At 69.7% G+C, this 13,420-nt stretch carries 13 protein-coding genes and 2 pseudogenes; 10 read left to right on the forward strand and 5 right to left on the reverse strand.

Annotated features, from left to right (window positions below; all coding sequences use genetic code 11):
- Nucleotides 1–11 precede the first annotated feature (11 nt).
- On the reverse strand, nucleotides 12–1,184 hold the full coding sequence (locus ACFJIX_RS21270) for a HipA domain-containing protein (RefSeq protein ID WP_377154621.1): 1,173 nt from the start codon (nucleotides 1,182–1,184) through the stop codon (nucleotides 12–14).
- A 79-nt stretch (nucleotides 1,185–1,263) separates the two neighbouring features.
- On the opposite strand from ACFJIX_RS21270, the gene ACFJIX_RS21275 reads away from it, so the two are divergent.
- The gene (locus ACFJIX_RS21275; protein ID WP_377154623.1) at nucleotides 1,264–2,157 is read left to right on the forward strand and encodes a YihY/virulence factor BrkB family protein; all 894 of its coding nucleotides are present in this window, start codon (nucleotides 1,264–1,266) and stop codon (nucleotides 2,155–2,157) included.
- A gap of 51 nt (nucleotides 2,158–2,208) precedes the next feature.
- Here ACFJIX_RS21275 and ACFJIX_RS21280 read toward each other — a convergent pair whose 3' ends face one another.
- The 4 genes and pseudogenes from ACFJIX_RS21280 to ACFJIX_RS21295 all read right to left on the reverse strand — a co-directional run.
- Nucleotides 2,209–4,338 (reverse strand): ATP-binding protein, encoded by a 2,130-nt coding sequence (locus ACFJIX_RS21280; protein WP_377154625.1) that lies wholly within the window; start codon nucleotides 4,336–4,338, stop codon nucleotides 2,209–2,211.
- On the reverse strand, nucleotides 4,335–4,898 hold the full coding sequence (locus ACFJIX_RS21285; protein WP_377154627.1) for a response regulator: 564 nt from the start codon (nucleotides 4,896–4,898) through the stop codon (nucleotides 4,335–4,337). Before ACFJIX_RS21285 ends, ACFJIX_RS21280 begins: the two co-directional genes overlap by 4 nt.
- Entirely contained in the window at nucleotides 4,891–5,229 is a 339-nt protein-coding gene (locus tag ACFJIX_RS21290; protein ID WP_377162103.1) for a hypothetical protein, read from the reverse strand. Before ACFJIX_RS21290 ends, ACFJIX_RS21285 begins: the two co-directional genes overlap by 8 nt.
- Before the next feature lie 12 nt (nucleotides 5,230–5,241).
- Nucleotides 5,242–6,245, reverse strand: a pseudogene (locus ACFJIX_RS21295) (HD domain-containing phosphohydrolase); the annotation flags it as partial.
- Between the two features lie 224 nt (nucleotides 6,246–6,469).
- Between ACFJIX_RS21295 and ACFJIX_RS21300 the strand changes: the two are divergent.
- The 9 genes and pseudogenes from ACFJIX_RS21300 (at nucleotide 6,470) to ACFJIX_RS21340 (ending at nucleotide 13,359) form a co-directional block, all read left to right on the forward strand.
- Complete coding sequence (locus ACFJIX_RS21300) at nucleotides 6,470–6,916, forward strand: hypothetical protein (RefSeq protein ID WP_377154629.1); 447 nt, start codon at nucleotides 6,470–6,472, stop codon at nucleotides 6,914–6,916.
- Nucleotides 6,907–7,464, forward strand: a pseudogene (locus ACFJIX_RS21305) (NAD(P)-dependent oxidoreductase); the annotation flags it as partial. The gene ACFJIX_RS21300 and the pseudogene ACFJIX_RS21305, both read left to right, overlap by 10 nt.
- A gap of 158 nt (nucleotides 7,465–7,622) precedes the next feature.
- On the forward strand, nucleotides 7,623–8,039 hold the full coding sequence (locus ACFJIX_RS21310; RefSeq protein WP_377154631.1) for a hypothetical protein: 417 nt from the start codon (nucleotides 7,623–7,625) through the stop codon (nucleotides 8,037–8,039).
- Nucleotides 8,040–8,260: 221 nt separating this feature from the next.
- Nucleotides 8,261–8,782, forward strand: a complete 522-nt coding sequence (locus ACFJIX_RS21315; protein WP_377154633.1) for an RDD family protein — start codon at nucleotides 8,261–8,263, stop codon at nucleotides 8,780–8,782.
- Nucleotides 8,783–8,991: 209 nt separating this feature from the next.
- Nucleotides 8,992–9,516, forward strand: coding sequence for an RDD family protein (locus tag ACFJIX_RS21320; RefSeq protein WP_377154635.1), 525 nt, complete (start codon nucleotides 8,992–8,994; stop codon nucleotides 9,514–9,516).
- A complete protein-coding gene (locus ACFJIX_RS21325; RefSeq protein WP_377154637.1) occupies nucleotides 9,513–10,541 on the forward strand; it encodes a stage II sporulation protein M in 1,029 nt (342 codons plus the stop codon). The genes ACFJIX_RS21320 and ACFJIX_RS21325 overlap by 4 nt, the downstream gene beginning before the upstream one ends.
- On the forward strand, nucleotides 10,531–11,277 hold the full coding sequence (locus tag ACFJIX_RS21330) for a hypothetical protein (RefSeq protein WP_377154639.1): 747 nt from the start codon (nucleotides 10,531–10,533) through the stop codon (nucleotides 11,275–11,277). The genes ACFJIX_RS21325 and ACFJIX_RS21330 overlap by 11 nt, the downstream gene beginning before the upstream one ends.
- The gene (locus tag ACFJIX_RS21335) at nucleotides 11,264–12,127 is read left to right on the forward strand and encodes a DUF4129 domain-containing protein (RefSeq protein WP_377154641.1); all 864 of its coding nucleotides are present in this window, start codon (nucleotides 11,264–11,266) and stop codon (nucleotides 12,125–12,127) included. The genes ACFJIX_RS21330 and ACFJIX_RS21335 overlap by 14 nt, the downstream gene beginning before the upstream one ends.
- A complete protein-coding gene (locus tag ACFJIX_RS21340) occupies nucleotides 12,124–13,359 on the forward strand; it encodes a DUF4350 domain-containing protein (RefSeq protein ID WP_377154643.1) in 1,236 nt (411 codons plus the stop codon). Before ACFJIX_RS21335 ends, ACFJIX_RS21340 begins: the two co-directional genes overlap by 4 nt.
- The last annotated feature ends 61 nt before the right edge of the window (nucleotides 13,360–13,420 follow it).

Genomic DNA, 13,420 nt, shown 5'->3' on the forward strand with positions numbered 1-13,420 from the left:
TGAGCGTGGGCTCATCGCCCGCCGATGGCGGCGGCCGAATGAGCGGGAACCAGAGGGGCGACGAACTCCCAGACCGCCGTCAGGTTCTCGGCGGCGAGTGCCTTCATCTCGTCCGACAGCGGCGCGGCCAGGGTCTCGGTCTGGGCCGCGGTCCAGAAGCGTTGCGCCGCGCGGGCGGCCCGCTCCCAGACCTCGGGCCGGGCGCCGATCGGGCCGACCTTCGGCTCGATCGGGCGAAGATCCGGATCCACGCCGCCGCCGATGGAAGCGTATCGCATGGGCAGGATGTCGTAGGCGGGCGCGATGCCCTGGTATTCGCCGCGCTCGTCGATGAGCAGCGAGAGGTTCTCGAAGTGCCGATCGCCGTTGCCGATCAGCTCGCTGAAGGCGGCCATGGTGTGCACGTGGCGGGCGTCCTCGGCAGAAAGGGACTTCGCCGCCACGCACCGCGCGGCGAACTCCGACCAGCTGTCGCGCTTGCCGAAGAATTCGTCATCGACGGCGCCCGCCGAGAGCATGCCGACGCGGCCGTTGAGCCCCACGCGATCGAAGCGCTGGACCTCGAGGAACACGTAGTCGCCGGCGATCAGCAGTTGCGTGCGGGCGGCGGGCACGCCCACCTCGCCCAGCGATCGGAGGGCCAGGTGCTCGAGCGGCAGCAGCTCCGCCATGCGGCTGCCCAGCTTGGCGAACTTCACGATCACGTGGCCGGCGTCCTCGGTGAGCCAGAGGAACTTGGGCTGCTCGCCGCCAGCGCCAAGGCCATAGACGGAGCCTTTCAGCGCTGAGGCCATGTCCAGGTAGGCGAGCGACTTCTCTCGAACCGGTGTCGGCCTTGCCTTCCGGAGCTCGAGGTCCATCTGCAGGGAAGCGTTGCCGAACACGAGGTTGCCGGGGAGGTTGAGACCGTGGGTGAACAAGTAGGTGATGCGATGCTCGTCCCGCCACTCGGACAGGCTTTGGGGAAAGTCGTGCATCGGCGCAAGCTCATGGGCAAGCTGCTTGCCAAGGAAGCCCGAGGGCGCCGCGAAATTCATGTACGGGGGCAGTCCGTCATAGAGCGTGACGCGACCTTCGTCATCTGAATCGCGCTCCAGCGTCGCGCCACCGAGGAACTCCAGTTGGACAAATGGCACGACGGCGCCAGACTTCAGCAGCCGGTAGACCTGCAGCTTCTGCGGCATGGTTCGGTGAATTTCGATCAACTCCTCAAACCGTGAGTATCGCCGCCCACCCGACATCGCGATCTGAGCGGTCCAAAGCATGCTGCGCCTGACCGCGTTCTGGCGGTGGGCGCGGCGGGCTGCCGTGCGCACGCCCGTCCTCGGCGTCCTGCTGCTCGCCATCCGCAACTACGTGCTGCATCAGAGCGCCAACCAGGCGGGGAGCATGGCGTTCTCGATGGTGCTGTCGATGTTCCCGTTGCTGCTGCTGCTCTCGGCGGGCGCGGCCTACATCGGGTCGCCCGGCGATGCGGCCGCGCTGGCGAGCCGCGTCGTGGAATACGCGCCGCCGCTCGTGCGCAGCGCGCTGCAGCCGGTGGTCAACCAGGTGCTGGCCCAGCGCAGCCAGGCGCTGCTGGCGATCGGTCTCTTCGTCACGCTGTGGACGGCGTCGTCGGGCATGCAGGCGGTGCGCACCGCCCTGAACCGCGCTTATGCCATCGAGCGGGGCCTGCCGTTCTGGCGGGCGCGCCTCAAGGTCACGCTGTTCACGCTGATCGTCGGCGGTGGCATCCTCGCCATCTTCAGCTCCGTCATCGTCATGCCGTATGTGTGGGACGCGCTGGAGAACAGCGTCGGCAAGGGCCGCGAGACGCTCTGGCTGCGCAACAGCGTGCGCTACGGCGTCGCCTTGCCGGTGCTGACGGTGCTGTACGCGCTGCTCTACGGCTGGCTGCCCGACATCCGCCAGCGGCTGCGCACCGTGCTGCCCGGCGCCATCGTCGGCGCGGCGCTCTGGGTGGCGTCGGCGGCGACGCTCTCGTACACGCTGCGCAGCGCGGGCAAGCTGGCGCTGCTCTACGGCAGCTTCGCCGGCGTGGTCGCCACGCTGGTGTTCCTCTACATCAGCGCGACGACGCTGATCTACGGCGCCGAGGTCAATGCGGTGATCCGCGAGCGCTTGACGCAGGAGCGGGAACCGGAGCCGGCCTGAAAGCGTATCTGAAGGCGGACCTGAAGGCGGGGCAGTCCCGCCAGGACATCGTCACGACACGGTGGCGTCTTCCCTGGGCGTTTCCGGTATCCAGACCTGGAAGGTCGTCCCTTCGCCCGGAGCGCTGATCACTTCGATCCGGCCCGCGTGCTTCTGCACGATGGAGTAGGACAGCGACAGGCCCAGGCCGGTGCCTTTGCCCACCGGCTTGGTGGTGAAGAAGGGCTCGAAGATCCGGCGCCGGACCTCTTCGCTCATGCCGCACCCGGTGTCCTCCACTTCCACGCACACCCACCCGTCCTGCGCGCGCGTGCGCAGGCGGATCTCGCCGCGCTGCGGGATCGCATGGGCGGCGTTGACGATCAGGTTCATGAAGACCTGGTTCAACTGCGCCGCGATGCAACGCACCGGTGGCAGCACGCCGTAGTCCTTCTTCACCTCGGCCTTGTACTTGACCTCGTTCATGACCACATTGAGCGTCGAGTCGAGCCCGGCGTTGAGGTCGGCGTCCTGCCACTCCGCGTGGTCGACCCGCGAGAAGTCCTTCAGGTCCTGCACGATCTTCTTGACGCGCACCAGGCCGTCGTCGCTCTCGTCGAGCAGTTGCGGCAGGTCCTCCTTCACGAAGGCCAGATCGATGCGCTTGTCCAGTTCCCGCAGCGCGCGGTCGACGGACTCGGGCAGGGCGCCGGGCGTCAGCGCCTGCATCGTCTCGAGCAGCTCGAACATCGGTTCCACGTAGCTCCGAAGGGTGCTCATGTTGGAACTGACGAAGCCGATCGGATTGTTGATCTCGTGCGCGACGCCCGCGGCCAGCTGGCCGATCGAGGCCATCTTCTCGGACTGCAGCAGCTGGTTCTGGGCTTCTTCGAGCCGGCTGTTGGTCAACTTGATGCGCCGGTAGTTCTCTTCCAGTTCGCGCTGCACCTGGCGCTCCTTGCTCCGGTCCTGCAGCAGCCACCAGGTTTGCGCCAGGCGGTCATGGGGGTTGGCCACATACGCGATCATTTCGATCCACAGTCGCCGGCCGCGCGCGGACACCATCTCCATCTCGTGCTGCAGGGACTCGCCGCGCGTGAGCACCGGGTAGGCGACCGCGCCCAGCGACTGGAAATCCTCGTCGCTGACGAAGAAGGAACGCGTCGGGATCCCGCTGGGCGACGCGCCGTCCAGTTCGAAGGTCTCGCTGAACTTGCGATTGCCTCGCACGATCCGCTGGTTCAGCGTGGTGACGATGCCCACCGAAGCGTTCTCCAGGAAGGCCTCCAGCTCATGGTGCGTCAGCAGCAGTTCGGCGGTGCGCTCGCTGACCAGTTCCTCCAGCTCGGCGCGATGGCGGCGCAATTCCTCTTCCGCGCGACGACGCTGTGTCACGTCCTGCAGCGTCTCGATGGCGCCGATGACGGTCCCGTTCGCGTCCATCAGCGGCGCGGCGGTGAAGAACAGCCAGCGACCGCCCTGGTCCATCTGTGGGAAGAAGGACTCGACCTCGTAGGCGTCGTCGATCGTCTCCGAACGGCGGCAGCGTCCCTCATAAAGCGGCCCGTTGTGCGCGTCGATCGCGCCGTCGATGATCAGGTCGGCCAGCAGCGGGCGCTGTTCCACATAGAAGGCCGACCAGGCGTCCTGTCGCCCCAGCATGTCGAAGCGGTCGCGTCCGGTGAGCTTGCTGCAGGCGGCATTCCAGTGCGTGACCCGGTGCTCGGCATCGAGCACGAAGCTGGCCACGGGGTTGTTCTCGATGATCTGGTGCAGGACGCGTCCCACATCCAGCAGGCTGGTCTGCACATGGCGGATGTCGCTCAGATCCTGCACCGTGAGCACATTCAGGCGGCGACCCTGCACCACGATCGGTCGCGCGTTCAGTTCGAGCGACCGCGTCGAGCCGCTCGCGGTGAGGGCATCGATCTCGATCGCCGGCGGCGGACCCTCCGCGCCGATGGCCTGCAGCCCGTAGGTCCGCAGCGCTGCCTGCTGCTCGGGCGCGGCCCAGGCGTCGAACGGCATCTCCGCCAGCGCCCGCGCGTCGTAGCCCAGCAGTCGGAGCATGGCCGCATTGGCATGCACGATGGACTGCTCGTCATGGACGAGGATCGGCGTCGTCACCGCTTCCAGGGCGATCGCCCAGCCGGCCGGCAGCCCGGTCGCCGTGTCCTCGGGCGCTGCGATGTGCGCGCTCATAGCTTCACTTCTCCGGGATCTTCCAGGATGAAGGAGCCGTCCTCGGCCCAGTTGACGTGGGTGATGCCGGGCTCCAGGCGCTCGAGTCGGCGCAGCTCCGCCTCCTGCACGCTGATCTGGCCCTGCTGCGTGCGGACGAGGTCGGCCAGCCGGCGGTTCTCGATCGTCAGCTCGCGGACCTGCAGCACCTGCCGCACCGCGCTGAGCAGCTCGAAGTCGGCCCAGGGCTTGGCGATGAAACGCGCGATGGCCGCCTCGTTGACGGCGCGGACCAGCGCATTCAGGTCGGTGTAGCCCGACAGGATGATGCGCTCGCACTCCGGCTGCAGCGTGCGCAGCGCCGTCAGGAAGTCCACGCCATTCATCTCCGGCATGCGGTAGTCGGAGATGGCCAGCGCGTAGCGATGGCGCCGCGCCTGTTCCAGCGCCAGCGCGCCGTTGGCGCACTCGTCGACGATGTAGCGGCTGCCGTCCGCGGCAGCCAGGCCATGCCGGAGCAGGCGATGCAGGGCATGCAGGATGCCGGGCTCGTCATCCACGATCAGGATGCGTTCATCCATGGGAGGCTCCTTGGGCGGCGGTCGCCGCCAGGCGTGGTGCGCCGTCGTCATCCGGCAACCGGACGTAGAGCGCCAGCCGGGCGCCCTCGCGACCGGCGAACTCGCGGATCTGTCGCACCATCCGCCCGTCGAAGACATGCCCCGCCGCCAGCAGCAGCGTGCCCTTGGGCGTGAGCAGGTCGCGCGCGAGCACCATGCCCGGCTCGACGTCCGACGGGCTGATCTGGCGATCGCGGGGCTTGTCCTCCGGCTCGTCGGTCAGCGCCAGTTCGAAGGCCTCGACGACTTCCGGCTCGTAGCGCGTGCCGGCGCCGCCGCGCACGAGTTGCAAGGCCTGGGCGGGGGAGAAGTGCTGCTCGGCCATCCGGCCCGAGTGCGCCGCGCAGTAGTCGCTGGCCACGCTGAGGACCTGCGCCGCCAGCGGTACCGCGTCGCCGACAGGCCGTCCGGGAAGCCCTTGCCGTCCACGCGCTCGTGCTGCGAGCGCACCAGCCGCGCGACATGCTGCAGGTGTCCCAGCGGGAGCAGGGCGGCCTCGCCGTTGAGCGTGTGACGCCGGTAGCGCGCCATCTCTTCCGCGTTCATCGTCGACACCGGCTTGCGCAGCAGCGCGTCCGGAAAGCCCATCTTGCCGATCTCGTGCAGCAGGCCCGCGCTGTGCACGTCCTCCTCGACCCGCGGGCCCAGGCCCATGCGACGCGCCGTGCGCCGCGCCAGGTCCGCGACCTGCCGGGAGTAGCCGGCCAGTCCGCCTTCGCGCAACTCCAGCAGACCCGAGAACACCTGGATGGACAGGAGGAAGGTTTCCTTCACCTGGTCGAAGGACTTCTCCAGCATGGCGTTGACCTGCTCCAGCTCCTGCGTGCGTGCGCGCACGCGGTGCGAGAGGTCGGCATTGAGCGACTGCAGTTCCGCGTTCTGGGTCTTGGTGAGCTGGAGCAGCGCGCGGTTCTCCACCTCGAGCCGGCGGCGCGCCAGCGCGTCGTCGATCGCCAGCAGCAGCTCGCGGTCGTCCCAGGGCTTGGCGATGTGGCGCTGGATCTGGCCGCGGTTCACGGCGGCCACCGTGGCCTGGATGTCGGCATAACCGGTGAGCAGGATGCGGCCGACCGACGGCCAGCGCTCGCGCACCTGTTCGAGGAACTCGGCGCCATCCATCTCCGGCATGCGCATGTCGGAGACCACCACGTCGACGGTCTCCGTGGCCAGGATCTCCAGGCCGGCGGCACCGCCCGGCGCCAGCAGCACGCGATAGCCCTGCGGTCGGACCAGCCGACGCAGCGCGCTCAGGATCGACGGCTCGTCATCCACGAAAAGGACGACGGGCTGCGCGGTCTCTTCGGTCATCTGTTGATCTCCCTGATGTGACCCGGCGAAGGACGCCTGCTGAGTGTAGGAGCGCTTGCGATGGCACGCCAACCCCTTGGCCCGACGATCACGCCGTTGCCGGACGGGACGGGCATGGCCTGGCCGAGCCGGCGCGACGGAGACCGTCACGCCCCCGCATCATTCACCTGATCGGCTCCGCGACCGTTTCTTCATGTTTCAATGGAACGGAAGGAGCAGGCCCGATGAAAACCGCCGTCTTCAGTACCCGCCGATACGACCAGACCCTGCTGCAGCAGGCGAACCGGGAGATCGGCCACGAGCTCGTGTTCGTGCAGGACCGGCTGACCGTCGACACGGCGGCGCTGGCCGCCGGATGCAAGGCGGTGTGCGTGTTCGTCAACGACGCCGTGGATGCCGAGGTGCTGACCCGGCTCGCGGCGCAGGGCACGCTGCTGGTGGCGACGCGGTCGACCGGCTTCAATCACATCGATGCGGCGGCCGCGCGCCGGCTGGGCATCGAGGTCGTGCGGGTCACCGACTACTCGCCGTACTCGGTGGCCGAGTTCGCCGTCGGCCTGCTGCTGGCGGTCAACCGCAAGATCGTCCGCGCCAGCGTGCGCACGCGGGACGGCAACTTCGAGCTCGACGGCCTGATGGGTTTCGACCTGCACGGCAAGACGGTGGGGTGATCGGCACGGGCAAGATCGGCACGATCTTCGCGCGGATCATGGCGGGCTTCGGCTGCACGATGCTGGGCCACGACGCGTTCCCGAAGCCGGCGTTCGAGGCACTCGGCGGCCGCTACGTGCCGTTGCCCGAGCTGATGGCCCGGTCGGACGTGATCTCGCTGCACTGCCCGCTGACGGAACAGACGCGTCACATCGTCGATGCGAACTCGCTGGCGCAGCTCAAGCGCGGTGCGATCCTGGTGAACACGAGCCGCGGCGGCCTGGTCGACACCGAGGCGGCGACGCAGGCGCTGAAGACGGGCCAGCTCGGCGGCCTGGCGATCGACGTCTACGAGCAGGAGGCCAGCCTGTTCTTCCAGGACCTGTCCTCGACGGTGATCCACGACGATGTGATCCAGCGGCTGGTGTCCTTCCCGAACGTGATCGTCACCGGGCATCAGGCCTTCTTCACCGTCGAGGCCATCGGGCAGATCATGGCCACGACGCTGGAAAGCCTCAGCGCGTTCGAGCGCGGGGAGCCGTTGTTGAACCGGGTTCCGGAGGGCTGACCCGCTTCAAGGCGCCGTCGCCTTTGTCGTCACCATTGCCGTCGCCTTTTTCGTCGCCTTTTTCGTCGCCCTTGCCCGGGAGCGCCGATTGCCGCATGGTCTGTCCGGCGCCGACGTCTCGCGCCACCCCGGAACTCCGTTCCCCTGGAGGACAGGCGATGAAGCACTTCAGCACCTTCCTGACCGCGTTCTGCGTCACCCTGGTCGCGGCGGCTGCCATCGCGCAGACGACGGAACCGCCGGTCACGTCCAACGCCAGCCGGCGCCAGTCCGGGACCGTGGGCCCGCCGCTGGAGGCCGCCTCGATGAACCCGCCCGCCGCCTCGGCGTCGCGGCCCGCAGTGCCGACGCCGGCGCCGACAGTGACGCCAGCAGCGCCCGGACCGGCCGCCACGCCGACGACGGCCCAGACGCCGGAGGTCGAACCTGCAGACACCGCGTCGCCAGCGACTGCCACGCCAGGCGTCTCCGCCAAGCCCGCCGCCGGCAGCCGTGCCAGTCGCCGGGCGAGTGGCCGTGTGACGGAAGCGGATGGATCCTCCGGTGGGCTGCCGGTGCGACCGGACCGGAACTGACGCGGTCGCAGGAGGGATTTCAGCCCTACGACGCCCAGAGTCACCATCTGGGACTCGTCCTCGTGTGAGGGCGGCGCAAGACCCGGCCCCTGCGTGATCACCCGATGACAGCAATCCCCCCAGAGGGTGTGGCGGATCGCGTCCAGGTTGGTGATGCCCCCATCGACCACCCCAGTCAGCACTGACACAATGCCTCCCAAAATTCTGAGAGGGAGGGAAAGATGTCAGTGTCAACGGAAGACCGCTTCGCGCCGCCTCAGGCCGTGGTGGCCGACGTGGCTGCGCAGGAATCCGGCGAGGTCCTGGCCGGACGCGGCACCCGCCTCATCGCGGCGCTCATCGATGCCGGCATCCTCTGGGCGGTCCTGATGCTGGCCGCGTTCCTGGTGCCGGCCGTCAAGGACGTGCTCGACACCCGTGGACGGAACTTCTCCCTCACCGCCTTGAACCTGTCGTCGCTGTTCCTCGGGCTGGCGGCCTTCCTGCTGGTTCAGGCCTGGCCCCTGCTCAAGCGCGGACAGACCATCGGCAAGATGCTCTTCAAGATGCGCATCGTGCGCTCCGACGGCTCCAGGCCGGACGCCTGGCGGCTGCTCGGCCTGCGCTACGGCATCGGCTTCGTGCTGAACGCCAACGGCGTCACCTCGATGATCTACGCGCTGCTCGACTGCGTGCTGATCTTCCGCGAATCGCGCAAGTGCCTGCATGACACGATCGCCGACACGAAGGTGATCAAGCTCTGAACCCGCATCCCGCCGTGCCCGCGCCGCGCATCGAGCACGCTGGCGCTGGCCGAGACCCCCGAAGGCATCGTCCTGTCCCTGCGGCCCGCCGGGCTGGTGGCGCGAACCATGGCCTTCCTGCTGGACCTGTTCATCCGGCTGGTCCTCGACCTGGTCCTGGTGATGTCGCTGGGCGCCTTCGGCGGCCTGGGGGGCTGGGCTTCGGCCTGATGCTGATCGGGATGTTCCTCGTGGAGTGGCTGTACCCGATCGCCTTCGAACTCGGCCGTTCCGGCGCCACGCCCGGCAAGCAGGCGGCAGGCCTGCGCGTGGTCATGGACACCGGTCTGCCGGTCACGCCGGCTGCGTCCGTCACCCGCAACCTGCTGCGCGTCGCGGACTTCCTGCCGCTGGCCTACGCCTTCGGCATCGTGACGATGCTGCTCCACCGCGATTGCAAGCGCCTGGGCGACCTGGCCGCCGGCACGCTCGTCGTGTACGCCCAGCCGGTGATCCTGCATGACGCGCCGCCCGCCGCGCCCAGCCTGGCGCCGGCACGGCCGCTGAACCAGCGCGAGCAGGCCGCCGTCCGCGCCTGGGCCGGCCGCGCGAAGCGGCTGACGCCGGAACGTTTCGAGGAACTCGCGTCCCTGGCCGTCCCCGTGTTGCCGGCGGAACAGCCCGGCGAGAAGAGACGCAGCGCGTCCGAACGGCTGCTCGGCGTCGCGCAATGGTTGATGGGGAAGCGCGCATGAGTCCGATGCATTTCGAGGCGACCTACGGCCCGCTGTGGGAGGCCTTCGCCGCGGAACTGGCACTCGCCAAGCTGGGCAAGAGTGCGGACGGCGCGTTGCTCGCGTCGCAGTACCGCCGCGTCTGCGAACACCTGGCGCTGGCGCAGTCGCGCGCCTACCCGATCCACCTGGTGGCGCGGCTCGAAGCGCTGACGCAGGACGCGCACCAGCTGATCTACCGCCGGCAGGACTACGGCCTGCGGCAGCTGTCGCGCCTGCTGCGCGTCGATCTGCCCGCGCCGTCGCGCGCGCAGGGACGCTTCGTGCTGGCGGCGACCGTGCTGTTCGTGCTGCCGCTGGTCGTGGCCTTCCTGCTCGCGTGGTCGGGTCCCGATTTCGCGCTCCGCCTGCTGGACGCGAGCCAGCTGCGCGAGTACGAGTCGATGTACGGCGACGGCAAGCGCGCCTTCGGCCGCCTGCGCGAGGCCGGCGACGACTGGTACATGTTCGGCGTCTACATCTTCCACAACGTCGGCATCGGCTTCCGCTGCTTCGGCGCGGGCATCCTGGCGGGCGTGGGCAGCGCCCTCGTGCTGCTCTACAACGGGCTGATGATCGGCGCGGTCGCCGGGCACCTGACGCGGGTCGGGCTCGGCCACAACTTCTGGCCTTTCGTGGCCACGCATTCGGCCTTCGAGCTGACCGGCATCGTGCTGAGCGGCGCGGCGGGATTGCGCATGGGGCTGGGCTGGCTGGCGCCCGGACGGCTCGGCCGCATCGAGGCGCTGGCCGCGTCGGCGCGCGCCTCCGTGCCCATCGTCTACGCGGCCTTCTTCCTGCTGCTGGTCGCCGCCGCCTTCGAGGCCTTCTGGTCGTCCGCCGCCTGGATCGCGCCGGGCGTCAAGTACGGCGTGGCGGCCGTGTGCTGGGGGCTGGTGGTGGCGTGGCTCGGCCTGATGGGTCGAGAGACCGGTCGAGAGGTGGGCCGGGAGACGGACCGGGTGACGGACCGGGTGACGGACCGGGAGCGCCCCCATGCGCGTTGACGGCCTGGCCATCGTCCTGCGCCCGCGCACCCAGACCGAAGCCTGCGACCTGGGGCAGGCGCTGGTGCGTGCGCACGCGGCGTCGATCTGGCGCTGCTTCACGCCGCTGCTGCTGGCGGTCGCGGTGCTCGCGATGTGCACCGTGGATCTCGGCGGCACGCTGCCCATCCTGATCCTGTTCTGGCTCAAGCCGTGGCTGGACCGCAGCCTGCTGTTCGTGATGTCGCGCGCCGTCTTCGGCGAGGCGACACGCTGGAGCGACCTGTGGCGTGCGCGCCGGCAGGTCTTCGGCGGACAGTTCCTGCGCACGCTGCTGTGGCGGCGCTTCTCGCCGTGGCGCGCCTACACGCAGCCGATCGAGCAGCTCGAAGGCCAGCGCGGCGCCGCGCGGCGCAAGCGCGCCAAGCTGATGCTCAACGACAACCGCGGCGCGGCCACCGCGCTGCAGGTCGCCTTCGCCCACGCCGAGGCGGTGCTCGGCTACGCGCTGATCGCGCTGGTCTGGTGGTTCGCGCCGGAGAACCGCAACGCCGGCGTGTGGGACTGGTTCTTCCATCCGGAGGCGCACGCGGCCGGTCAGATGGGGTTGGACATCGCGGTCGCGTCGGCCTACGCGCTGGTCGTGCTGTTCCTGGAGCCGTTCTACGTCGCGGCGGGATTCGCCATGTACCTGAACCGGCGCGTGGTCCTCGAGGCCTGGGACATCGAGCAGGAGTTCCGCCGTGCGTTCACGTGACCTGCTGCTGGCCGCCGTGATGCTGGCGTGCGGGGCTGTCCACGCGCAGCCGGCGGCTTCAGCGCCTGCGGCCGATGCGCCCGCTGCATCGGCAGCCGGACCCGGCGTGACGCCCGTGCCGGTCAAGGTCGCCGCGTCGGCGATCGATGCCGAGGCCGTCTGGATCGCCGAAGGCGAAGTCCGCGCCGATCCGCTGTGGGCGGGCGAGGAAAAGAAGAAGGTCCTGCGCTTCAAGAAGTCCAAGGACGAAGCGCCGGAAAAGAAGCTCGAGAAGCCCGAGGACTTCCGCTGGTGGGTCGAGATGTTCAAGAACCTGTCGGCGGGCCTGCGCGTGGCGCTGTGGCTGATCGGCGCCGCGGCGCTGGTCTGGGTGCTGCTGCGGCTGCGGGACTGGCTCAAGGGGCAGGAGGGCGGCAGCGCGCTGAAGGGCGCGCCGCCGACGCACGTGGGTTCGCTGGACATCCGCCCGGAGAGCCTGCCGGACGACATCGGCGCCGCCGCGCGCGCGCTCTGGCAGCGCGGCGAGCAGCGCGCCGCGCTCTCGCTGCTGTACCGCGGCGCGTTGTCGCGCCTGGTGCACGGGCACGGCGTGCCGATCCGCTCGGCCAGCACCGAGCGCGAATGCCTGGTCCTGGCGGCGGCGCGGGTGTCGCCGGCCGCGCTGGACTTCCTGTCGCGCCTGGTCTCGGGCTGGCAGACGGTGGCGTATGCGCAGCGTGAGCTGGCGGCGGATCGCTTCGAGGCGCTGTGCGCCGACTTCGACGCACGCATGGCGGTCGGCCCGGTCAACGGCGGGACCGGCACGACCGCGGGCGGAACCGCCGTTTCGTCGAACGGGGGCGCGGCATGACGCGCGAGCGCCTGTTCCTGCTGCTCGCCGCGCTGGTGCTGATCGCCAGCGGCTGGTGGCTCTCGGTCAACACCGAATGGGTGGAGGAGGACGTCCCGCGTCCGGCCACTGGCGAGGCCCGCAGCAACCCGGTCTACGCGTTCGAACAGATCATGCGCAAGCTCGGTATGCACGCGGAGCATCACGAGCAGCTCGACCGCATGCCGCCGGAGGGCGCGCGGCTGGTGCTGCTGTCGGCCGACTGGGACCTGGTGCCGGAACGCGGCGCGCAGATCCGCGCGTGGGTCGAGCGCGGCGGTCACCTGGTGCTGCTGCAAGGCGCGGACTGGGACGACACGCGGCTGGAGAGCTGGGTGCCTGTCTTCGCGGCCGACATCAGCGAGAAGGTCAAGCGCCAGCGCGCGGCGGAGGCTGCCGCCAGGGCGCAGCGGCCGAAGTCGCCGATGCACGCGGCGTCCGCCGGCGCGAAGGCCGGCAAGGACGACGACGAGGAGGAGAACCGCGACGAGGCCGTCTCCGAGCCCCCGGTCTTCGGCGAGATCGAATCGCTCGACCTCTGCCACCGCTTCAACTGGAGCAAGCGCCTGAAGGTCAAGCCGGGCCGGCAGGCGGACTGGACGCTCACGCAGGAGCACGGTCAGCAGCTGATCCGCGCGGCCCAGGGCCGCGGCAGCGTGACGGTGCTCAACACGAGCGCGTTCCTCTTCCAGGGCCAGGCGCCTTTCGGTTGCGACACATCGCTGCTGCTGGCCGCCACCGTCCAGGCCGACCCCGGCGCCACGGTGTGGATCTACCTGAACGAGAAGCGCGAGGCGCTGACGCCCTGGCTGTGGCACAGCGGCTGGATCGCGATCGTGCTGGGCGGGCTGGCGCTGGTCGCCGCGCTGTGGCGCGCCGCGGTGCGCTTCGGTCCGCGCCTGGCCGCGCCGCCGCGGCTGCGGCGGTCGATCTCGGAGCAGGTGCGCGGCATGGGCGCCTACCTGCATCGCCATGGCCGCGACGCCTTGCTCGCCGCGCAGCAGCGCGCGCTCGCCGAAGCGGCGACGCGCACCCTGCGCGGCTACGCCCGCCTGCCGCTGGCCGACCGCGTGCATGCCGTCGCGACCGCGACCGGCGTGGCGCGGGACGAGCTGTACGCGGCGATGTCCTCCAAGTTCTGCACTCGAGCCGAGCTGCCCGCGCGGCTGCATCTGCTCGAGACCGCGCGGCGGCTCCTGCTCAGCCGCCAGTGATCGGCCGGCGACCCTGCGCTCAACCCTTCGCTCAACCCGCAGCCCGATCCGAATCCGATCC

This window comes from Roseateles sp. UC29_93, from assembly GCF_042695725.1.
Taxonomy (GTDB): Bacteria; Pseudomonadota; Gammaproteobacteria; order Burkholderiales; family Burkholderiaceae_C; genus Roseateles; species Roseateles noduli_A.